Here is a 20,379-nt window from a genome sequence, read left to right on the forward strand (position 1 = left end):
CGACGGCGCGCCGCAGACTGCCGGGGAGCGCTCCGGCTCCGGCACGCCGTCCGGCCCCGCCGTACCGCCGCCGCTGCCCGCCTTCGGCAGGGCGCAGCCCCGGACCGCCGCCGCACCCCAGCCCCGGACCGGTGGCGACGAACGGGAGTTGGACGCGGCCCTGGCCGAACTCTCGCTGATGGTCGGCCTGGAGCCGGTCAAGCGCCAGGTGCGGGCGCTGTCCGCCCAGTTGAGAATGTCGCGGCTCCGGGCCGAGCAGGGTCTGCCCGTCCAGCCGCCGAAACGCCACTTCGTCTTCTCCGGCCCCTCGGGCACCGGCAAGACCACCGTGGCCCGCATCCTCGGCCGGGTCTTCCACGCCCTCGGCCTGCTCTCCGGCGACCACCTGGTGGAGGCCCAGCGCGCCGACCTGGTGGGCGAGTTCCTCGGCCAGACCGCCGTGAAGGCGAACGAGCTGATCGACTCCGCCCTGGACGGCGTGCTGTTCATCGACGAGGCGTACAGCCTCTCCAACTCCGGCTACACCAAGGGCGACGCGTACGGCGACGAGGCGCTCCAGGTGCTGCTCAAGCGTGCCGAGGACAACCGGGACCGGCTGGTGGTGATCCTGGCCGGCTACCCCGAGGGCATGAACCGGCTGCTCGCCACCAACCCCGGCCTCAACTCCCGCTTCACCACCCGGGTCGACTTCCCCAGCTACCGCCCCGGCGAGCTGACCGCGATCGGTGCGGCGCTGGCCGGCCGGGACGGCGACGGCTGGGACGAGGACGCCGCCGAGGAGCTGGCCAGCATCTGCGCCCACGTGGTCCGTGAGGGCTGGATCGACGAGCTGGGCAACGGCCGGTTCATCCGCACCCTGTACGAGAAGTCCTGCGCCTACCGGGACCTGCGACTGTCGCTGCTGCGCGAGCCGCCGGGCCGGGAGGACCTGGCCACGCTGCGGCTGCCGGACCTGGTCCAGGCGTACGGGGAGCTGATCGACGGCCGGAGCTGATCCCCGACTCCGGGGACCGGCTCCCCCGGGACCGGCTGCGCCCCGGTGCCCGTGCTGGTGCCCGGGTGCGGCCCGGGTCCGGCCGTCGAGGACCCCGGTGTCGGCAGTGTCAGCCCTTGAGGAGCGCGGCCTCCCGCTCCCGGTCCAGCCCGACCCCGGCCCGGTCGGCCCGCTGCGGGGCGCTGCCGCCGATCGACCGCAGCCAGGCCCAGGTGTCCTCGACGGTCTCCGCGACCGGGCGGCAGCGCAGCCCGGCGCCGAGCGCGCGCTCGACCAGGCCGGTGTGCAGGAAGTCGTAGAGCTCGCCGGGCGGCAGCCAGACCGGCAGCTCGGTCCACGGCTCGATGCCCGCCGCGAGGATCCGCTCCGGGTCCGTCCAGCGCAGTTCGGCGTCCGAGCCGGTGGCCCGTACGCAGGCCTCCAGCAGTTCGCCCGTGGTGGCGTGGCCGGACGGGCTGACCAGGTTGTACGGGCCGCCGAGCCGGGCCACCGCGGCGTCCAGGATCCAGGCCGCGAGGTCGCGCACGTCGATGTACTGGAGCGCCAGGTCACGCGGCCCCGGGGCGAGCACCGGGCCGCCCTCGGCGATCCGGTTGAGCCACCAGGGCAACCGGCCGATGTTCTCGTGCGGGCCGATGATCAGCCCGGCCCGGGCCAGCAGCGCCCGCCCGCCGTACTCCGCCTCCAGCGCCAGCTCCGCGCCGCGCTTGGCCTCGGCGTAGGGCACCTCGCCGGTGAGGTCCGGGGAGGAGGCGACCACCGGCGCGGCCTCGCCGGCCCCGGCCGCCAGCGGGTAGTCGTACACCGACCGGCTGGAGACGTACGCGTAGTGGCCGACCCGGCCGTTGAGGAGTCGGGCGCTGTCACGCACCGCCGCGGGGGCCCAGGACCAGGTGTCCACCACCGCGTCCCACTCCCCCGTACCGAGCGCCGCGAGGCCGTCCTCGGTGGTGCGGTCGCCCTTCAGCACCCGGACGCCCTCGGGCGCGGGCTGCGTGCCGCGGTTGAGGGCCGTCACCTCCCATCCCCTGGCCGACGCCTCCTCGGCGATGACCCGTCCGACGAACCTGGTTCCACCCAGCAGGAGAAGTCTCATGCCGACCACCCTGCTGCCAGGGTGGTCGGCATGGAACGGCTGAACGCTCTGGGCGGAATCGCCGGGAGCGGACACGCCGTCAGCGAAAGCCGGAACTTTCCGGAGGGGTGTCAGACCGTGGCGCGGTGGTCCGGGTCGTGCACCTCGCCGACCAGTTCCTCCAGCACGTCCTCCAGCATGACCACCCCGAGCGTGCGCCCGTCCTGGTCCAGGACGGCGGCCAGGTGGCAGGCGGCCCGGCGCATCGCGCCGAGGGCGTCGTCCAGCGGGAGGCTGCCGCGCAGAGCCGTGATCGGCCGCCGCAGACGGGCCGGGACGGGCATCGAGGGGTCGTCCACGTCGAGGACGTCCTTGAGGTGGACGTAGCCGAGGTAGCCGTGGCCGGCCGGATCGCCATCGGTGACCGGGAAGCGCGAGAAGCCGGTGCGCAGCGCCAGCTCCTCGACCTCGGCGGCGGTCGCCTCGGTGTCCACGGTGACCAGCTGCTCGGGCTTGAGCAGCACCTCGGTGACCGGGCGGTGGCCCAGCTCCAGGGCGTCCTCCAGGCGCTCCTGGCGGCTCTCGTCGAGCAGGCCGGCGTCCCGGGAGTCCGCCAGCAGGTACATCAGCTGCTCGGTGGTGAAGACCGACTCGACCTCGTCCTTGGCGTCCACCCGGAACAGCCTCAGCACGCCGTTGGCGAAGGCGTTCAGCAGCCGGATCACCGGGGAGAGCCAGCGGGCCAGCCGGTCCAGCGGCGGGCCGAGCCAGAGCGCGGCCCGCTCCGGGCCGGCCATGGCCATGTTCTTCGGCACCATCTCGCCCATCACCATGTGCAGGAAGACCACGACGGCGAGCGAGATCCCGTACGAGAGCGGGTGCATCAGGGCGGACGGGACGCCGATCGCGTGGAACGGACCCTCCAGCAGGACGGCGATGGTCGGCTCGGCGAGGGCACCGAGGCCCAGCGAGCAGACGGTGATGCCGAGCTGGGCGGCGGCCAGCATCGCGGAGACGTTGGACAGCGCGTGCAGCACGGTGCGGGCACGCCTGTGCCCGGCCTCGGCGAGCGGCTCGATCTGGCTGCGGCGCACCGACACCACGGCGAACTCGGCGCCGACGAAGAAGGCGTTGCCGAGCAGGAGCAGCAGCGCGACGGCCAGTTGCAGGGCGGTCATCGGCTCTCCTGCCCGTCCTCGTCGAACTGCGCGGGCGCGCTCGTGCGCTCCACCCGGACCTCGGTGGTGCGGTGGCGGTCGACACCGGTCACGGTGAAGCGCCAGCAGGGCAGGTGGGCCTGCTCGCCCACCTCGGGGAGCTTGCCGAGCAGGTCGGCGACCAGACCGGCCAGGGTCTCGTACGGGCCGTCGGGGGCGTTCAGGCCGATCCGCTCCAGCTGGTCGATCCGGGCGCGGCCGTCGGCCTCCCAGACCGGCAGGCCGTTGACCGGCGGCAGCGGGAGCAGCTCGGGGTGGTCGTCGGGGTCGTGCTCGTCCTGCACCTCGCCGACGATCTCCTCGACGATGTCCTCGACGGTGACGACGCCGGCGGTGCCGCCGTACTCGTCGACCACGATGGCCATCGGCTGGAGGCGGCGCAGCTGGTCGAGCAGCCGCTCGGCGGGCAGCGTCTCGGGCACCAGCAGCGGCGGCGAGGCCAGCTCGCCGACCCGCACCAGGCCGCGCCGGACGGCCGGGACGGCCAGGGCGTCCTTGAGCGTGACGGTGCCGGTGACCTCGTCCAGGCTGTCGGTGTAGACCGGGAAGCGGGACAGGCCGGTCGCCCGGGTGAGGTTGATGACGTCGGAGGCGGTGGCGTCGCGCTGGAGCGCGGCCACGTCCACCCGCGGGGTCATCACGGACTCGGCGGTCAGCTCGCCCAGGCCCAGGGTGCGGACGAAGAGGGTCGCCGATTCCTCGTCTATCGCGCCGGCCTTGGCCGAGTGGCGGGCCAGCGAGACCAGCTCGTCCGGGGTGCGGGCGTGTCCCAGCTCCTCCTGCGGCTCGATGCCGAAGGCCCGGACGGTCCGGTCGGCGGTCCCGTTCAGGAAGCTGATCAGCGGACGGCAGGCGAAGGAGAACGCCATGTGCGGGGCGGCGACCGCGCGGGCCACCTGGAGCGGGCGGGAGATCGCCCAGTTCTTCGGCACCAGCTCTCCGATCACCATCTGGACGACGGTGGCCAGCGCCATGCCGACGATCACGGCGACGCCGCGGGCGGCCGCGTCGGGCACGCCGATGGCGGACATGACGGGCGCGAGCAGGGTGGACAGGGCCGGCTCGGCGAGCATGCCGACCACCAGCGAGGTGACGGTGATGCCGAGCTGGGCGCCGGAGAGTTCGAAGGAGAGGTGCCGCAGGGCGCCGGCGACGCGGCGGGACTTGGCGTCACCCGCCTCGGCGGCACGTTCCACTGCCCCGCGCTCGACGGTCACGAAGGCGAATTCGGCGGCCACGAACAGGCCGTTGGCGAGGATCAGGAGAACGGCCGCGAGCAACAGCAGCCAGGCGGTGATCACAGTGCCGCCTGCCTTCCGGGGGTCGGAAGCGAGGCGGCGCAGGTACTACCGGACGGATCGTCCATCGAGGGGGAGTGTCACTCCTCAGGTCGGTCGGGCACTCGATTTCGGGCAGAGCGGACTTTGCCCCACTTTTACCAGCGTAGACCATACCCGGATGGGGGTAGGAAGCCCGTTCGGCCCGCCATGGTCCGGGAACCCCAGGTGGGAGGAGGTCCGGGCTCAGACCTGGGCGTGGTGCTCGACCAGGTCGCGCAGCGCGCGGGCGTCCGCGATCGCCTGCGCCTGGCCGACCCCGGACTGGATGCCGACCGCGGCGAGCGAGGTGCCGTCGGCGAGGTCGAGGGTCGCCCACGGGTCGCCCTGGCGGAAGTTGACCCGGACGATCTCGGCCCAGGCGAGCCGACGGCTGCGGACGAAGTTGACCACCGTCACGCCCTCCGCGTCGGCGCTCACCCGGGGGCGGGCCAGCATCAGGCCGACGGCGGCGAAGAGGATGCCGCTGGCCGTCATCATGATCCGGTCGTTGAGCTGCCAGTTCTCCGGGAGCAGCACGGCCATCGCGGAGAACAGCACCACCAGCAGCACGCAGACCGGCAGGAGCACGGCGCGGGTGCGGCGCGGCGCCCAGGTGACGGGGAACTCGACGGGCGGCGTGGACACGGGCGATCTCCGGGGGTGGTTCTGGTGACGGCAGCACGAGGGGCGGGGACGCGGTCGGCGTCCCCGCCCATTGAACCGTTCTTTACTCGTGGACCGGTGAGCAGGCCACCCGGGCGAGCGGGTTCCCCGGGCATCGCGGCCGCTCGGTCGTCGCGCTCACCCGGGCGAACGGGTCACCCGGGCGGGCGGGTCAGAGGCGGCAGGCGTGGATGTTGGTGACCAGGATGGCCCGGGCGCCGATGCTCCACAGGTCGTCCATGATCTGCTGGGCCTCCTTGCGGAGCACCATCGAACGCACCGCGACCCAGCCCTCGGTGTGCAGCGGCGAGACGGTCGGCGACTCCAGGCCCGGGGTGAGCGCGACGGCGGCGCTGACCTTCTCGGCGCGGATGTCGTAGTCCATCAGCACGTAGCGGCGGGCCACCAGCACGCCCTGGAGGCGGCGCAGGAACTGCTCCACCCGCGCGTCCTCGCCCGCGCCCTTGGGCCGGATCACCACGGCGTCGGAGACCAGGATCGGCTCGCCGAACACCTCCAGGCCCGCGTTGCGCAGGCTGGTGCCGGTCTCCACCACGTCGGCGATCACGTCGGCGACACCCAGCTGCACGGCGGTCTCGACCGCGCCGTCCAGCTTGGTGACCGTCGCCTTCACGCCGTGGTCGGCCAGGTGCTGCTCGACCAGGCCGGTGTAGGAGGTGGCGATCCGCAGGCCCTCCAGGCCCTTGACGTCCTCGACCGTCACGCCCTCGGGACGGGCGAAGCGGAAGGTCGACCCGGAGAAGCCGAGGGCGAGCACCTCCTCGGCGTTGGAGTGCGAGTCCAGCAGCAGGTCGCGGCCGGTGATGCCGACGTCGAGGCGGCCGGAGCCGACGTAGACGGCGATGTCACGCGGGCGGAGGAAGAAGAACTCCACCTCGTTGTTCGGGTCGACGAGGACGAGCTCCTTGGGGTCCTTCCGCTGGCGGTAGCCGGCCTCATGGAGCATCTCCGCCGCGGGACCCGAGAGAGAACCCTTGTTGGGGACGGCGATGCGCAGCATGGGAGGTTGCTTCCTTACCTGTAGGGAGGATGGGCGCGCTCGGGAGAGCGGGGTGTCTAGAGGTACTTGTAGACGTCGTCGAGCGTCAGCCCGCGGGCGATCATCATCACCTGAAGGTGGTACAGGAGCTGGGAGATCTCCTCCGCCGTCTGCTCGTCCGACTGGAACTCGGCGGCCATCCAGACCTCGGCGGCCTCCTCGACGACCTTCTTGCCGATCGCATGGACGCCCTGCTGGACGAGCTGCGCGGTACGGGAGGACGAGGGGTCGCCGGTGGCGGCCTTCTGCTGGAGCTCGGCGAAGAGCTCCTCGAATGTCTTCGAAGCCATGATGGGGCCACCTTACGGTGTGCGGGCGGACGGACGGTAAACGGTCCCGGAGCGTGGACGGTCCGGTGGACTTCCGCGCTCCGGGACCGTACGGGCGTCGTCAGAGCGCGGCGCGCAGCACCACGGCGGTGGCGACGGCGGCGGTGACGGCCTCGTGGCCCTTGTCCTCGGCGGAGCCCGGCAGACCCGCCCGGTCGATCGCCTGCTCCTCGTTGTCGCAGGTCAGCACACCGAAGCCGACCGGGACGCCGGTGTCGACGCTGACCTGGGTGAGGCCGGCGGTGGCCGCCTGGCAGACGTAGTCGAAGTGCGGGGTGCCGCCGCGGATCACCACGCCGAGGGCCACCACGGCGTCGTAGCCGCGCTCGGCGAGGCGCTTGGCGGCGACCGGCAGCTCGAAGGTGCCGGGCACCCGCAGCACGGTCGACTCGGTGACGCCCAGCTCCTTGAGCGCGCGGTGGGCGCCGTCCAGCAGGCCGTTCATCACCTTGTCGTGCCACTGGGCGGCGACGACGGCGACCTTGAGGTCGGCGGCGCCGTCGATGGTCAGCTCGGGGGCTCCGTGGCCGCTCATGCGCTTCTCCTACTTCCTGTGTGTCTCTGATGGGGGTGCTTCAGGTGCTTCAGGTGCTTCAGCAGCTTCAGGAGCCGAGGCCGGGCAGGTCGTGGCCCATCCGGTCGCGCTTGGTGCGCAGGTAGCGCAGGTTGTGCTCGCCCGGCGCGATCTCGACCGCTTCGCGCCCCTTGACCTTGAGCCCGTGCTCGGTGAGCGCGGCCAGCTTCTGCGGGTTGTTGGTGAGCAGGGTGAGCGAGCGGACGCCGAGGTCCACCAGCATCTGGGCCGCGATGCTGTAGTCGCGGGCGTCGGCCGGCAGGCCGAGGTCCAGGTTGGCGTCGACGGTGTCCCGCCCCTGCTCCTGGAGCTCGTACGCGCGCAGCTTGTGGGCCAGGCCGATCCCCCGCCCCTCGTGGCCGCGCAGGTACAGCACCACGCCGCGCCCGGCCTCGGCGACCCGCTGCAACGAGGCCTCCAGCTGCGGGCCGCAGTCGCAGCGCAACGAGCCGAAGACGTCACCGGTCAGGCACTCGGAGTGGACCCGCACCAGGACGTCCTCGCCGTCCGGCAGCCGGCCCTCCGCGTCCAGGCCGCCGGCCACCAGCGCGAGGTGCTCGACGCCGTCGATGGTGCCCCGGTAACCGACGGCGGTGAACTCCCCGTGCGCGGTGGGCAGGGCGGTGGCGGCGGCCCGGTCGACGTGCAGCTCGGTGCGGCGGCGGTAGGCGATCAGGTCCTCGATGGAGATGATCGCGAGGCCGTGCTCGCGGGCGAAGGCGACCAGCTCGGGCAGCCGGGCCATGGTGCCGTCGTCGTTGACCACCTCGGCGATCGCGCCGGCCGGCGGCAGCCCGGCGAGCCGGGCCAGGTCGACGGCGGCCTCGGTGTGGCCGGGGCGGACCAGCACGCCGCCCTCGACGGCGCGCAGCGGGAAGACGTGCCCGGGGCGGGTGAGGTCGCCGGGCTCGGTGCCGGGCGAGGACAGCAGCCGTACGGTGCGGGCGCGGTCGGCGGCGGAGATGCCGGTGTCGACCCCCTCCCGGGCGTCCACCGAGACGGTGTACGCGGTGCCCTTGCGGTCCTCGTTGACCTGGGTCATCGGCGGGAGCTTGAGGCGGTCCAGCTCCTCGCCGGTCATCGGGGCGCAGATCACGCCGGAGCTGTAGCGGATGGTGAAGGCCATCAGCTCGGGGGTCGCGGCGGACGCGGCGAAGACGATGTCGCCCTCGTTCTCGCGGTCCTCGTCGTCGACCACGACCACGGCCCGGCCGAGCGCGATGTCGGCGATCGCCCGCTCGACCGGGTCGAGGACGAGCTCCGGTTCGGTGGCGCCGCTGCTGGACTGGTTCTCGGTCATACCGTGGCTCCCTGCGGGACGGTGGCGGACTTGGCGCGCGGCTCACAGGTGCTCAGCCACCAGGAACGCAGGCCGAGCAGCACCAGGACGAAGTAGACGGAGTACGTCAGGCCGGAGAAGGTGTAGCCGCTGTTGAAGGCGAACGGCACGCCGACCGCGTCGACCGCGATCCAGGCGAACCAGAACTCCACCCAGCCGCGGGCCTGGGCGACCATCGCGGCCAGCGTGCCGACGAAGATGTAGGCGTCCGACCAGGGGCTCCAGGAGAGGCTGGGGAAGGACGTGAAGAGCAGGGCGAGCGCCACTGTGCCGGCCGCGGTGCCCGCCGCCAGCACGATCCGCTCGGGCCAACGGGCGAACCGTACGGCGATCGTGCCGCCGTCGCGGCGGCCCCGCCGCCACTGCGCCCAGCCCCAGGAGGCGGTGGCGATCACGATCAGCTGCTTGCCGATCAGGCCGGGGACGTGGCCGCCGAGGTAGGCGGCGATCAGCACCGCGCCGGACAGCAGCTGGACGGGCCAGCTCCAGACCGAACGGCGCCAGCCGAGCGCGAGCCCGCCGAAGCCGAGGATGTTGCCGAACATGTCGGCCCACTTGACGTGTTCGCCGAGGACGGTGAACGCCTCGCCGCTGAGCCAGCTCACTCGGACTCCCCCGGGGTCGCGTCGATCGACAGGTCGGGCAGGTTCGGCAGGGTGCGGGACTCCAGCAGGCGCTCGACGTACTTCGCGAGCACGTCCACCTCCAGGTTGACGCCCTCCCCCACGGTCTTGGCGCCGAGCGTGGTCAGCGCGAGGGTGGTCGGGATGAGGCTGACGGTGAAGCTGTCCCTGGCGGCCTCCACCACGGTGAGGCTGACGCCGTCGACCGTGATCGAGCCCTTCTCCACCAGGTAGCGGGAGATCGTGCCGGGCAGCGAGAACCGCAGCACCTCCCAGCGCAGGCTGCCCTCCGCGTCGCGCTCCCCGGGCTCACGGCTCAACAGCCGCCCGGTGCCGTCGACATGACCCTGGACCAGGTGGCCGCCCAGCCGGGCGCCGAGCGCCATGGCGCGCTCCAGATTGACCCGGGAGCCGGGTGCCAGCTCGCCGAGGCTGGAGCGGTGCAGCGTCTCCGCCATCACGTCGGCGCTGAACTCGCCGGTGCCGGCGGCCAGTTCCTCCGGGCTGTCGACAACGGTCAGGCAGACGCCGTTGACCGCGATGGAGTCGCCGTGACGGGCACCCGTACAGACCACCGGGCCACGCAGACGGATGCGTGAGGAGTCGCCGATCTCCTCGATCGACACGACCTCGCCGAGCTCTTCGATGATGCCGGTGAACACCCGGGTTCTCCTCGCGCTTGGGGCGCGGACTCCGGGGCGGCAGGGGAGATGACACGGACGGGCACCGGCACGCGGGCCCGTGGCACGACCCGTCGCCGGGGATGCCGAGGCCACCGGGAGATCGCTCCCCCGGCACGGGAGACACCGCTCCCACCACACACCTGACCGAGGCCCGGGAGGCAGTCGCCTGCCGCTGGACCACGGGTACTGCTCTTCGTCCGCCCGCGCACGCCTCCCATCCGGACTTTAACCGTCGGTCCAGGAATTTCACCTGGTCAACCGGCCGCTGGCTGCGGACGGGTCGCGGACTGTAACCGCCGGTTCGGATTTTCACCGACCCCGGAGTGCGCTGAACGTCACTGCTTGATGCCGTCATTGTGCCACGGTCCGCGCAAGGGCGGGGAGAGCCTCCGGCTGTGGTCTGTTTCACGGACTTGCGGGGAATGCGCGGCCATGTGCACCCGCGCCGCCGCCCGGGGCGCGGGGGTGGTGGCCATGGGGCTTCAGGGCACGGTGGGGGCGGTGACCGACGTGAAGTGGGTGACCTCCGGGGGGTGGGCGAGGTAGCTCAGCTCGCCCTCCGACCAGACCGGCCGGATCCGCCACATCGGCCCCGCGTACACGCGCAGGGCCTCCTCGTCGCGCCAGCGGCTCACCACCACCACCCGGTGCCCGTCCTCGGACACCGAGCGCAGCAGCTCGCCGCCGAAGCAGCCCTCGGTCCGCCCGAGCTGCGGGATCACCTGGGCGGCCAGGTGCGCGCAGAACTCCTCGATGCGACCGGCCATGACCTGCCCGGTCCAGATTCTGACGATCACGACCACCACCTCCGGCTGCGGCTGCCGTCCCGGGCCCGCCGGCTCCTGGCCCCAGTCGTCCCCGGCCGGTGGTCCCTGGCCCCCATTATGAGCGGAAAACCGCTGGTGGGGAGGGGTGGGGCCGGGATTTCGCCGAGGGGCTCCGGAGGTGCCGGGGCAGGGTCCGCCGAGCGGCCTCGGCTACATTCCCGGTATGACGACCACACCGGAATCTGTCACTCCGTCAACCACCGCGCCGGACCGGCCGGGCAGCCTGTTCGACTCCCTCCACGCGGGCGCGCTCAGCGATCCCGCCCAACTGCGCGAGATCTACGAGCAGCCCGGCGACCATGCGCGCCGCAAGCAGGTCGACCGCCTGCACGAGGTCGCCCAGCACCTGATCGCCTGTTCCTCGCTGGTGTTCGTGGCCAGCTCGGACGCCGCCGGGCGCTGCGACGTCTCCCCGCGCGGCGGACCGGCCGGGCTGGTCTCGGTGCTCGACGAGTACACCCTGGCCATTCCGGACGCCACCGGCAACAAGCGGTTGGACACCCTGCACAACATCCTGGAGACCGGCCGGGTCGGACTGCTCTTCGTCGTCCCGGGCCGGGATGCCACGCTGCGGGTCAACGGGCGGGCCTGCGTCTCCACCGACCCCGGGCTGCTGCGGCAGCTGACCGCCGTCGGCAAGCCGCCGCGCAGCGCGATCGTGGTCGCCGTCGAGGAGGTGTACGGACACTGCCCGAAGGCCTTCCTGCGCTCCTCGGCGTGGAAGCCGGAGAACTGGCTCGCCAAGGACGCGCAGCCGAGCTCGGCGGAGGTCACGCTCTCTCACCTGCGGGACGAGTCGCTGACCGTGGAGATGATCGAGCAGAACGAGCGGGAGGCGCTGCTGTACCGGTACGAGTGAGGTGGGCGGCACGGTGGCGCTGTGGTGCCGCTTCGCGGGGCCCGACGGGCGGGGGTCGGTCACCCGCCGGCCGGCCGACCCATCGGGATCGGCAACCCGCCGGGCCCGCGCGTTCAGGCGGCCTTGGAAGCGTCCGCCCCGGTCGTGCCGTCGGCGGCCCGCTGGACGGCGTCAACGCCCTTGTGCGCGGCTTCCTTGCTGGCGTAGCCCTGGCCGGTGGCGACGATCCCGCCGTTGCCCGCCTTGAGCCGGAACCGGTACTTGCCACCGGAGTCCTGGTAGACCTCGAACCTGCCCGACATCCGGGCCACCTCCTCGTGGGGCGCACGGCGCGCCCGCTGATCGGCCCCCGGCAGCACCGTGTGCCCGACGCCGGGCGGCCGCACCCGGGCGGCACCCGGACGGGTGAAGCCGGGTTCACCGGCGTTCGCAGGGGTGCCGGGACGGCCGCCGGTGGTTTGAATGGACGGATGGACTGCGTCTTCTGTGCGGTGGTGGCGGGCGAGGAGCCGGCGCACCAGGTGCTGGACGACGAGGTGGCGGTGGCCTTCCTGGACCGTCGGCCGCTGTTCCCCGGGCACGTCCTGGTCGTGCCGCGCGCCCACCACGTGACGCTGGCCGACCTGCCGGCCGCCGAGGTCGGACCGTTCTTCCTGCGGGTGCAGCGGGTGGCGACGGCCGTCGAGCACGGGCTGGGCGCCGCGGGCAGCTTCGTGGCGGCGAACAACCGGATCAGCCAGTCGGTGCCGCACCTGCACGTCCACGTGGTGCCGCGCAATCCGCAGGACGGGCTGCGCGGGTTCTTCTGGCCGCGGCGGCGGTATCCGGACGAGGCGGGGGCGGCGGAGGTCGCGGCCCGGCTGCGGGAGGCACTGGCGGACTGAAGGGGGTGCGAGGCACATCGGGGCGTACCTCTGCGGTCGCATCGGCGGGGGTCGATATCGTTTTCCGGGCGGACGATCCGGTCCGTAGGGGGCACCTAGGCTCACCGGCATGAACGAACTCGCCTGCCTCGTGCAGCAGACGGCCGACCGGCTCTCGGGCCGACACGTCGGCGTGGTGGTCGCCGGGCTGGCCGGCGGCGACGTGGAGATCCGCGGTGCCGGGCGGACCGGTCCCGGCGGTGGGGTGCCCGGACCGCACACGCTGTTCGAAATAGGTTCCGTCACCAAGGTGTTCACCTCGCTCGTGCTCGCGCGACTGGCCCTCGACGGTGCGGTCCGGCTGGACGAGCCGCTCGCCGAGGTGCTCACCGGGGCGGCCGGCGGGCGCGCCGTCGTCCCGGCCAAGGGCCCGCAGCCGATCACCCTGCGACACCTCGCCACCCACACCTCGGGGCTCCCCCGGCTGCCCCGGGGCATGGTGGTGCAGTCGCTGATGGCACCCAACAGGCCCGATCCGTACGCCGATTGCACCGCCGATCGGGTGCTCGACGGGCTTGCGCGGACACGGCTGCGGACCGCGCCCGGGCGCGGCTTCCGCTACTCCAACCTCGGCGCGGGGCTGCTCGGCCTGGCCCTCGCGCAGCGGTGCGGCATCGGGTACGAGGAGCTGGTGGCGCGCGAGGTCTGCGCGCCGCTCGGCCTGGTGGACACCTGCGTGCGATCGGACCCGGACCAGTCCGCGCGGCTGGCTCACGGGCACACCCCGGGCGGCCGGCCGGTGCCCTACTGGAACCTCGCGGCCGTGCCCGGCATGGGCGCGCTCCGGTCGACCGCCGCCGACCTGGTGGTGTTCCTGCGGGCCCAACTGGCCACCGAACGCGAGCCGGACGCGCCGCTGTCGCCCGCGATCGCCCTCACCCGGGAGACCCGCCACCGAGTCAACCCGTTCGCCTGGACACACCTGGGCTGGCTCGGCCACCGGCTGCACACCCAGCAGGGCGGACACCTCCAGATCTGGCACAACGGGGGGACGGGCGGGTTCAGCTCGTTCACGGCCTTCGACCCGGAGAAGCAGGTCGGCGTGGTGGTGCTGGCCAATACCCGCCGGTCGGCCGATCCGGCGGGCACGGCACTGCTGCGCAGGCTGCAGAACGGGTTCTCGGCGGCGGGGTGAGGGGCCGCCCCCCTGCGGCCGGTGGTTTCAGCCCGAATGCGGCAAATATGCCGATCGGCACTGTTGGCTGGCACAGCCAGGAGTCGATCCTGGGCATCCGACGACGGCGGCTCCCCCGAGGGGGCCGCGGAGCGGAAGGAGCTCGACATGACGGTTGTGCTGCTGCCCAGGCGGGCGTTGCCGCCCGGCCCGGGTGGTGTCTGCCCCGTTCGTACCCACCCCCGTGGCGGGTGGTCCCGGCCGGGGCGCGATGATGAAGGGGTCGTTTCGGGCCAAAAAGTGCCGATTGGCACTGTCGCCAGGGGCGACGGGCGGTCGATGCTGGGGATCCGGCAGTCGCGGTTCCGAAGGGGAAGTCCGCCGAGTGAAAGGGGGCCGACGTGGCGGTGACGTGGTCGCCGACGCGGGCGCGGTCTGCGGGTTCGGCCGGTGCGGCCGGTGCGGCCGGTTCTGCGGCCGGTTCTGCAGGCGGGCTCGGCCCGGTGGTGCGGGTGCACCGGCGCTTCCGGCCGCTGTCCTGGCCGGCGCGGGTGTGGTTGCACTCCTGCGGGATCTCCGTCTCCGTGGCGGTCTGTCTGGCGCTCGGTGAGTGGTGGCCCGCGCCCCTGCTGGCCGCAGCGGCGGTGGTGGCGGTGAGCGGGTACGAGCGGCTGCGGCAGGCACCCGGGCTGCGGTCCGTACGGGTCCACGAGGGCGGGCTGGTGCTGGTCTCGGCGGACGGCGGCGAGGAGCCGCTGCCCTGGCGCGCGATCGAGGCCACCGAGTACTCCCCCGGGGGGCCGCGCGGGGTGCACGAGCACGGGCGAATATGGCCGGCGGGCGCGGGCGAGCCACTGGTGCTGGCACACCTGCGCGGGCTGGACGGGCTGTTCCGGGAGCTGGAGGAGTGCCTCTCCCCCTGGCTCCGGGCCGCACTGCACGAGACGCTGCGCACCGAGGGGAGCGTCCGCTTCGTACGGGGGCGGCTGACGGTGACGGTCGGCGGGCTGGCGCACCGGCCGCCGCACCCGCTCGCCGCGACGGAGGCCTACCGGTGGACGGAGCTGCGCTCGGCCCGGGCCTCCGGCCTCGGTGAGTTGGAGATCCGGACGCACTCGGCCGGTCTCCCACTCACCTTCCCGGTGCCCAACGCCCGTGCGGCCGCCGACTTCCTGGAGGACCTCCGGACGGCTTCCCTCGGGTGACCGCCCTCGGCGGCCGCCCGCCCGAGCCGGCCCGAATCCCTCAAAAGCCGACCCCTAAGGGGTATCACGCACCCTTCCCGGAAGGGATCAGTACGCCGCTGAGTGGACGTCAGCTCCCTTTCCCGCGATCTACCGTCGCCGCTATGAGCCGACTCCGCACGACCGCCGCCGCGGCAGCCCTGCTGCTCGCTCTGCCGCTGTCCGTCGCCGCTGCCGCGCCCGCCCTGGCCGCGCCGCCCATCGCCACCGACTCCGCCACCACCGCCCCGGCCGACTCGACCACCCAGGCCGCCGCCCAGGTCGAACTCCCGCGTCCGACCGGGCCGTACGCGGTCGGGCAGGAGGTCCTGCACCTGGTGGACCAGAACCGTCCGGACCCGTGGGTGCCCTCCGCCGGCCCGCGCCGGCTGATGGTCTCGATGTACTACCCCGCGCACGCCGGGACGGGCACCCCCGCCCCGTACATGACGCCCGCCGCCGCCCGGGCCATGCTGGACTGGAAAATGCCGCACAACACCATCCCGACCGAGGCGGTGTCCGGCACCCGGACCTGGGCGGAGTCCGGGGCGCGACCGCAGGGCGGCCACTACCCGCTGGTGGTCCTGTCGCCCGGCTTCACCATGCCGCGCGCCACCCTCAGCAGCCTCGCCGAGGACCTGACCAGCCACGGCTACGTCGTCGCGGTGATCGACCACACCTACGAGAACACCGGGACCACCTTCCCCGACGGGCAGACGCTCCCCTGTGAGGCGTGCGGGAAGGTCATCGGCGACGACGGCGCGGCGCACCTGGAGGCGGGCCGGGCGAAGGACGTCTCCTTCGTCATCGACCAGCTGACCGATCGCCCGCACCCGGCCTGGCGCTACGCCCGGCTGATCGACCGCGACCGGATCGGCATGGCCGGGCACTCCGCCGGCGGTGCGTCCACCGTCCCGGCCCTGCTCACCGACGACCGGATCCGGGCCGGGGTGAACATGGACGGCACCATGCACTACCTGGTGCCCGAGTCCGGCCTCAACGGCAAGCCGTTCATGATGATCGGCCACCCGCTGCCCGGCGGAGGCGAGGACGCGAGCTGGCTCACGAGCTGGGCCCGACTGGACGGCTGGAAGCGTTTCCTGACCGTCGACGGCACCGACCACAGCAGCTTCACCGACTACCCGGTCTTCTACGACGGGCTCGGCATCCCCAAGGGCCCGTACACCACCATCGGGGGCCGGCGGGCCGTGGCCCTCACCCGGCAGTACGTCGGGGCGTTCTTCGATCTCCAGCTGAAGGGCGTCCCGCAGCCGCTGCTCGACGGGCCGAGCGCCGCCAACCCGGAGGTGCGGTTCACCCCCTGACGGCCGGCCCCGAACGACAGCGGTCCTCGGGGCGGGACCGACGGCCGGCCGGGCAGCGCCGCCGAGGCCGGACTGTAGGGACTGCGCCCTCCGAAGGCGTGGAGCGTGAGCCGGGCGCCGCCGGCCCGCTCGCACCGATGCGTCGGGCGCGGGCCGGCGATCTCCCCCTTCGACGAACCGCACCGCGGACTTCGACGAACCGCACCGCGGACGGCGTCTGCGGGGTGCGGCGTGGGAAGTCGCCTCGGGCGACGCTTCATGCGGCACCTGTCCGCAGCCGCGCCACTACGGCCCGTCCGGAGAGGCGGCAGGGTGCGACGTGGGGAGTCGACTCGGGCTGCTGGTGGTGGGTGGGCGGATGGGGGTTGCGGGACAGCTGCACCGGCTGGGGCCGCGTGCGAAGATGGCAGGGCTGGTGGGAACGATCTCCGGACGGTTTCTGGGACGGTTCTCTGGCCATGGTGGACGACTACGCGCAGCGCGCGGGGCAGCCGCGGCAGGACGCCTTGCTGATGGTGCCGATCGCCACGGCGCTGATCGACGCCGAGGGGCGCATCCTGCACTGGAGCAGTGACGCGGAGGCGTTGCTCGGACACCGTGCGCGGGAGGCGGTGGGGGCGCGGGCGGCGACACTGCTAACCTCCGACGAGCACCGGCCGGAGGTGCTCCAGCTGTTCCGGCAGATCCTGGCGGGCCGGTCCTGGTCCGGGGTGTTCCCGGTGCGCCACCGGGACGGGCACCTGGTGAACCTGGAGTTCCGTACCCATCCGATCCGCGGTCCCGGCGGCGCCCCGATGGTGCTGGCGGTCGCCTCCGAGGTGACCACGCTGCGCGGGCTCCAAGCGGACCTGGCGGTCCTCGACGGGTTCTTCACCCAGTCCCCGGTCGGTCTGGCGGTCTTCGACACCGACCTGCGCTTCGTCCGGCTGAACGAGGCGCTGGCCCGGACGAACGGGCTGACCGCCGAGCAGCACCTGGGCCACCGGCTCACCGAAGTGCTGCCGGGGATCAACGGCGCCGAGTCCGAGGAGGTGATGCGCCAGGTGTTGGCGAGCGGCGAGCCGGTGGTGGACACCCGCTCGCACGGCCGCACTCCCGGGAACCCGCACCAGGACCGGGCCTGGTCGGCGTCGTACTTCCGGCTGGAGGACCGCAGCGGCCGGGTGCTCGGGGTGAGCGCCACGGTCGTCGACATCACCGAGCGGTCCCGCGCCGACGCGCGGGCGGCCCGCGCCCAGGAGCGGCTGTCCCTGCTGGTCGACGCGACCGCCTCGATCGGCACCACGCTGGACCTGCGGCAGACCGCCCGGGAGCTGGCCGACGCGATGGTGCCCAGGGTCGCCGACATCAGCGCGGTGTTCGGGCTGGAGGTGCTGGTGGCCGGCCGGAGCGTCGAGCCGCCCGTGCCGGACGCCCCGCTGCTGGTGCGCCGCCTCGCGATCGCCAGCACCGACCCGCTCTACCCGGCCGAGTCCGTGCCGGTGGACGCCGTGTACGAGCTGCCGCCGGACTCCCCGTTCGCCCGGGCACTGACCGGCGGGCGGACGGTGGTGGTGCCGTCCTGGGAGCTGCCGGTGCTGGGCGAGAGCCTCGACGAGGGCCGCCGCCAGGCCTACCTCGGTGACCGGCCGCGCTCGGTGCGGATCACCCCACTGGTGGCGCGCGGCACGACGCTCGGCATGGTGGTGTACTCGCGGCGCGCCGCGCGGGAGTCCTTCGCGGCGGCCAACATCACGCTCGGCGACGAGCTGTCCTCGCGCGCGGCCGTCGCGATCGACAACGCCCGGCTGTACCTGCGCCAGCACCAGACCGTGCTGGCCCGGCAGCAGGCGCTGCGTGAGGCGAAGGCCGCGCAGGAGCGCCTGGCGCTGGTCAACGTGGCCTCCACCCGGATCGGCACCACGCTCGATCTCGCCCAGACCGCCCAGGAGTTGGCTGAGGTGGCGACGCCCCGGCTGGCCGACACGGTGGTGGTGGAGGTGCTGGAGGAGTTGGTCCGCGGCGAACGCGAGGCGACCGCCCCGGCGGACGGCTCGGCGCTGCTGCGGCGGATGGCCTTCCACTCGGTGCCCGGCTCGACGATGTCGCCGATAGCCCGCATCGGCAACCTGCACCGCTTCCTGCCCGGTTCGCCGTACGCGTGGTGCCTGGCGCACCGCAAGCCCGTACTGGTGCCGCGGATGGACGAGGAGGGAATGGCCTGGTTCGCCGACGACCCGGTGCGCAGGGCCGCCGCGCGGGAGCAGAACGTGCTGTCGTTCATGGTGGTCCCGCTGATCGCACGCGGCACCCCGGTCGGCGTGGCGGGCTTCTACCGCACCCTGGTCGAGCGCCCGTACGAGGACGACGACGTGGCGCTGGCCGGGGAGTTGGCGGTGCGGGCGGCCGTCTCGATCGACAACGCGCTGCTGTTCACCCGCGAGCGCGACGCGGCCGCCGCCCGGCAGCGGGCGCTGGACGAGGCCCGGGCCGCCCAGCAGCGGCTGTCGCTGCTGAACGAGGCCAGCAACCGGATCGGCACCACGCTCGATCTGCACCGCACCGCCCGGGAGTTGGTGGAGGTGGTGATCCCGCGTTTCGCCGACTTCGTCACCGTGGACCTGCGCGAGGCGGTGCTCAGCGGCGAGGAGCCGGGGCCGGTCCCGGCGAAGGGCCCGGTGCTGATGCGGGCGGTGGCGGTCGGCGACACCGATTCGGACGGCGGCATGCACGAGGCGGCCGACCAGGTGGGCGAGACCTCGCAGTCGGCCGAGCTGTACGCGCAGAGCCTGCACACCCGGCACTCGATGCTGGTCGCCGAGGTGACCGAGGAGGAGCTGAGCCGGATCGTCGCCTCCCCCGACCGGGTGCAGCCGAGCCTGGACGCCGGGGTGCACTCGTACCTGATGGTGCCGCTGGTGGCGCGCGGGCAGGTGCTGGGCGGCGCGGAGTTCGTCCGCACCCGCAACCCGGCGCCGTTCGGGCCGGCGGACCGGTCACTGGCCGAGGAGCTGGCCGCCCGCACCGCGCTGGCGATCGACAACGGCCGGCTCTACCGCCGCGAGCGGGACACCGCTCTCACCCTCCAGCGCAGTCTGCTGCCGCAGGAGGTGCACCGCACGCTCGGGCTGGACCTGGCCTACCGCTATCTGCCCAGCAGCGTGGTCAGCGAGGTCGGCGGCGACTGGTTCGACGTGGTGCCGCTGTCCTCCGGGCGGGTCGCGCTGATCGTCGGCGACGTGATGGGCCACGGCATCCGGGCCGCCGCGACCATGGGGCAACTCCGCACAGTGGCACGGACATTGATCACCCTGGACCTGGACCCGGCGCGGGTTCTGTACCGGCTGGACGAGGCAACGGCGACGGTCGGCGAGGGCCAGTTCGCCACCTGTGTCTGCGTGGTGTACGACCCGGTGGACCGCCGCTGCACCGCGGCCGGCGCCGGGCACCTGCCGCCCGTGGTCGCCGACGCCGAGGGGCGGGCGCACCTGGTCGAGCTGCCGTCCGGCACGCCGCTGGGAGTCGGCGGATTCGCCTTCGAGAGCGCCGAGTTCACCCTCCCCGAGGAGGGCATCCTGACGCTCTACACGGACGGACTGGTCGAGCGCCGTGGCCAGGACCTCGACGAGGGGCTGCGGTTGCTGTGCCGGACCGTCGCCGACCGGCGCGGCTCGCTGGAGCAGACCTGCGACGCCGTCCTGAGCCGGCTCACCGAAAGCACCAGCGAGGACGACATCGCCGTCATCATGGCGCAGGCCCACCCCCGGGGCACGGACCGGATCGCCACCCTGCCGCTCACCGGCGACCACGCGATGGTCGCCCACTCGCGCCGCTTCACCCGCGAGACGCTGGCCGCCTGGGGGCTCGACGCGCTCGCCGACTGTGCCGAGCTGCTCACCAGCGAGCTGATCACCAACGCCCTGGTGCACGCCGGATCACCCACCCAGCTGCGGCTGTACTGCAACCGGGTGCTCACCGTCGAGGTCGCCGACCAGGAGTACGAGGTGCCGCGGATCCACCGCGCCCACAGCGAGGACGAGGGCGGGCGCGGCATCCACCTGGTCAACGAGCTCGCGCACCGCTGGGGCAGCCGCCGGACCAAGGACGGCAAGGTGGTCTGGTTCGAGCTGGAACTGCCCCCGGGGACCGCACCGGCTGCATGAACAACGGACGGTTGTCGGACTGCCGCCGCGGCTGTTGGCCCGGCGGCCCACCCCGGCGGTTACCTGGTGCCACGGCGGGACGGCCCCGCC

The 20,379-nt window shown here is 73.3% G+C and carries 19 protein-coding genes and 1 riboswitch; of the genes, 7 read left to right on the forward strand and 12 right to left on the reverse strand.

Going from position 1 to position 20,379, the window contains the following annotated elements; all coding sequences use genetic code 11:
* The coding region (locus tag KS423_RS02035; RefSeq protein WP_224274140.1) for an AAA family ATPase at positions 1-994 on the forward strand (994 nt) is incomplete at its 5' end.
* Between the two features lie 109 nt (positions 995-1,103).
* Here KS423_RS02035 and KS423_RS02040 read toward each other — a convergent pair.
* The 11 genes from KS423_RS02040 to KS423_RS02090 form a co-directional block, all read right to left on the reverse strand.
* Positions 1,104-2,090 (reverse strand): NAD-dependent epimerase/dehydratase family protein, encoded by a 987-nt coding sequence (locus KS423_RS02040; RefSeq protein WP_224274142.1) that lies wholly within the window; start codon positions 2,088-2,090, stop codon positions 1,104-1,106.
* A gap of 110 nt (positions 2,091-2,200) precedes the next feature.
* Positions 2,201-3,247: a hemolysin family protein gene (locus KS423_RS02045; RefSeq protein WP_224274144.1), complete on the reverse strand. Its 1,047-nt coding sequence runs from the start codon at positions 3,245-3,247 to the stop codon at positions 2,201-2,203.
* Positions 3,244-4,587: a hemolysin family protein gene (locus tag KS423_RS02050; RefSeq protein WP_224274146.1), complete on the reverse strand. Its 1,344-nt coding sequence runs from the start codon at positions 4,585-4,587 to the stop codon at positions 3,244-3,246. Before KS423_RS02050 ends, KS423_RS02045 begins: the two co-directional genes overlap by 4 nt.
* A gap of 222 nt (positions 4,588-4,809) precedes the next feature.
* Positions 4,810-5,250: a PH domain-containing protein gene (locus KS423_RS02055; protein ID WP_224274147.1), complete on the reverse strand. Its 441-nt coding sequence runs from the start codon at positions 5,248-5,250 to the stop codon at positions 4,810-4,812.
* 190 nt (positions 5,251-5,440) lie between these two features.
* Positions 5,441-6,289 (reverse strand): ATP phosphoribosyltransferase, encoded by an 849-nt coding sequence (gene hisG / locus KS423_RS02060; protein WP_224274149.1) that lies wholly within the window; start codon positions 6,287-6,289, stop codon positions 5,441-5,443.
* Positions 6,290-6,345: 56 nt separating this feature from the next.
* The gene (locus KS423_RS02065; protein ID WP_097238956.1) at positions 6,346-6,618 is read right to left on the reverse strand and encodes a phosphoribosyl-ATP diphosphatase; all 273 of its coding nucleotides are present in this window, start codon (positions 6,616-6,618) and stop codon (positions 6,346-6,348) included.
* A gap of 100 nt (positions 6,619-6,718) precedes the next feature.
* Positions 6,719-7,192, reverse strand: coding sequence for a 6,7-dimethyl-8-ribityllumazine synthase (gene ribH / locus KS423_RS02070; RefSeq protein ID WP_224274151.1), 474 nt, complete (start codon positions 7,190-7,192; stop codon positions 6,719-6,721).
* A gap of 67 nt (positions 7,193-7,259) precedes the next feature.
* Positions 7,260-8,531, reverse strand: a complete 1,272-nt coding sequence (locus KS423_RS02075; RefSeq protein ID WP_224274152.1) for a bifunctional 3,4-dihydroxy-2-butanone-4-phosphate synthase/GTP cyclohydrolase II — start codon at positions 8,529-8,531, stop codon at positions 7,260-7,262.
* Positions 8,528-9,175, reverse strand: a complete 648-nt coding sequence (locus KS423_RS02080) for a nicotinamide mononucleotide transporter family protein (protein WP_224274154.1) — start codon at positions 9,173-9,175, stop codon at positions 8,528-8,530. The genes KS423_RS02075 and KS423_RS02080 overlap by 4 nt, the downstream gene beginning before the upstream one ends.
* Positions 9,172-9,855, reverse strand: a complete 684-nt coding sequence (locus KS423_RS02085; protein ID WP_224274156.1) for a riboflavin synthase — start codon at positions 9,853-9,855, stop codon at positions 9,172-9,174. Before KS423_RS02085 ends, KS423_RS02080 begins: the two co-directional genes overlap by 4 nt.
* 223 nt (positions 9,856-10,078) lie before the next feature.
* A riboswitch (FMN riboswitch) is annotated at positions 10,079-10,206 on the reverse strand.
* A gap of 152 nt (positions 10,207-10,358) precedes the next feature.
* Positions 10,359-10,673 (reverse strand): antibiotic biosynthesis monooxygenase, encoded by a 315-nt coding sequence (locus KS423_RS02090; RefSeq protein WP_224274158.1) that lies wholly within the window; start codon positions 10,671-10,673, stop codon positions 10,359-10,361.
* A 193-nt stretch (positions 10,674-10,866) separates the two neighbouring features.
* On the opposite strand from KS423_RS02090, the gene KS423_RS02095 reads away from it, so the two are divergent.
* On the forward strand, positions 10,867-11,562 hold the full coding sequence (locus KS423_RS02095) for an MSMEG_1061 family FMN-dependent PPOX-type flavoprotein (RefSeq protein WP_224274160.1): 696 nt from the start codon (positions 10,867-10,869) through the stop codon (positions 11,560-11,562).
* Positions 11,563-11,675: 113 nt separating this feature from the next.
* On the opposite strand, the gene KS423_RS02100 is transcribed toward KS423_RS02095, so the two are convergent.
* Positions 11,676-11,864 carry a DUF1508 domain-containing protein gene (locus tag KS423_RS02100; protein WP_224274161.1) on the reverse strand — a complete coding sequence of 63 codons (189 nt, stop codon included), beginning with the start codon at positions 11,862-11,864 and terminating at the stop codon, positions 11,676-11,678.
* A gap of 168 nt (positions 11,865-12,032) precedes the next feature.
* Between KS423_RS02100 and KS423_RS02105 the strand changes: the two genes are divergently transcribed.
* The 5 genes from KS423_RS02105 (at position 12,033) to KS423_RS02125 (ending at position 20,289) form a co-directional block, all read left to right on the forward strand.
* Positions 12,033-12,446, forward strand: a complete 414-nt coding sequence (locus KS423_RS02105; RefSeq protein WP_224274169.1) for an HIT family protein — start codon at positions 12,033-12,035, stop codon at positions 12,444-12,446.
* 109 nt (positions 12,447-12,555) lie between these two features.
* Positions 12,556-13,620 carry a serine hydrolase gene (locus KS423_RS02110; RefSeq protein WP_224274171.1) on the forward strand — a complete coding sequence of 355 codons (1,065 nt, stop codon included), beginning with the start codon at positions 12,556-12,558 and terminating at the stop codon, positions 13,618-13,620.
* Positions 13,621-14,183: 563 nt separating this feature from the next.
* On the forward strand, positions 14,184-14,804 hold the full coding sequence (locus tag KS423_RS02115) for a hypothetical protein (protein ID WP_224274173.1): 621 nt from the start codon (positions 14,184-14,186) through the stop codon (positions 14,802-14,804).
* A gap of 143 nt (positions 14,805-14,947) precedes the next feature.
* Positions 14,948-16,147, forward strand: coding sequence for an alpha/beta hydrolase (locus tag KS423_RS02120; protein WP_224274175.1), 1,200 nt, complete (start codon positions 14,948-14,950; stop codon positions 16,145-16,147).
* A gap of 458 nt (positions 16,148-16,605) precedes the next feature.
* Complete coding sequence (locus tag KS423_RS02125; protein ID WP_224274177.1) at positions 16,606-20,289, forward strand: SpoIIE family protein phosphatase; 3,684 nt, start codon at positions 16,606-16,608, stop codon at positions 20,287-20,289.
* Positions 20,290-20,379: the final 90 nt, after the last annotated feature.

Origin of the sequence: Streptomyces sp. LS1784 (assembly GCF_020103755.1) — a bacterium.
Taxonomy (GTDB): Bacteria; Actinomycetota; Actinomycetes; order Streptomycetales; family Streptomycetaceae; genus Kitasatospora.

What these genes read in the sequence shown, in the direction of transcription:
- KS423_RS02040 (WP_224274142.1), bottom strand. Translation starts at nt 2,090, where the DNA reads ATGAGACTTCTCCTGCTGGGTGGAACCAGGTTCGTCGGACGGGTCATC.
- KS423_RS02045 (WP_224274144.1), bottom strand. Translation starts at nt 3,247, where the DNA reads ATGACCGCCCTGCAACTGGCCGTCGCGCTGCTGCTCCTGCTCGGCAAC.
- hisG (WP_224274149.1), bottom strand. Translation starts at nt 6,289, where the DNA reads ATGCTGCGCATCGCCGTCCCCAACAAGGGTTCTCTCTCGGGTCCCGCG.
- KS423_RS02065 (WP_097238956.1), bottom strand. Translation starts at nt 6,618, where the DNA reads ATGGCTTCGAAGACATTCGAGGAGCTCTTCGCCGAGCTCCAGCAGAAG.
- ribH (WP_224274151.1), bottom strand. Translation starts at nt 7,192, where the DNA reads ATGAGCGGCCACGGAGCCCCCGAGCTGACCATCGACGGCGCCGCCGAC.
- KS423_RS02075 (WP_224274152.1), bottom strand. Translation starts at nt 8,531, where the DNA reads ATGACCGAGAACCAGTCCAGCAGCGGCGCCACCGAACCGGAGCTCGTC.
- KS423_RS02095 (WP_224274160.1), top strand. Translation starts at nt 10,867, where the DNA reads ATGACGACCACACCGGAATCTGTCACTCCGTCAACCACCGCGCCGGAC.
- KS423_RS02100 (WP_224274161.1), bottom strand. Translation starts at nt 11,864, where the DNA reads ATGTCGGGCAGGTTCGAGGTCTACCAGGACTCCGGTGGCAAGTACCGG.
- KS423_RS02105 (WP_224274169.1), top strand. Translation starts at nt 12,033, where the DNA reads ATGGACTGCGTCTTCTGTGCGGTGGTGGCGGGCGAGGAGCCGGCGCAC.
- KS423_RS02110 (WP_224274171.1), top strand. Translation starts at nt 12,556, where the DNA reads ATGAACGAACTCGCCTGCCTCGTGCAGCAGACGGCCGACCGGCTCTCG.
- KS423_RS02120 (WP_224274175.1), top strand. Translation starts at nt 14,948, where the DNA reads ATGAGCCGACTCCGCACGACCGCCGCCGCGGCAGCCCTGCTGCTCGCT.
- KS423_RS02125 (WP_224274177.1), top strand. Translation starts at nt 16,606, where the DNA reads ATGGTGGACGACTACGCGCAGCGCGCGGGGCAGCCGCGGCAGGACGCC.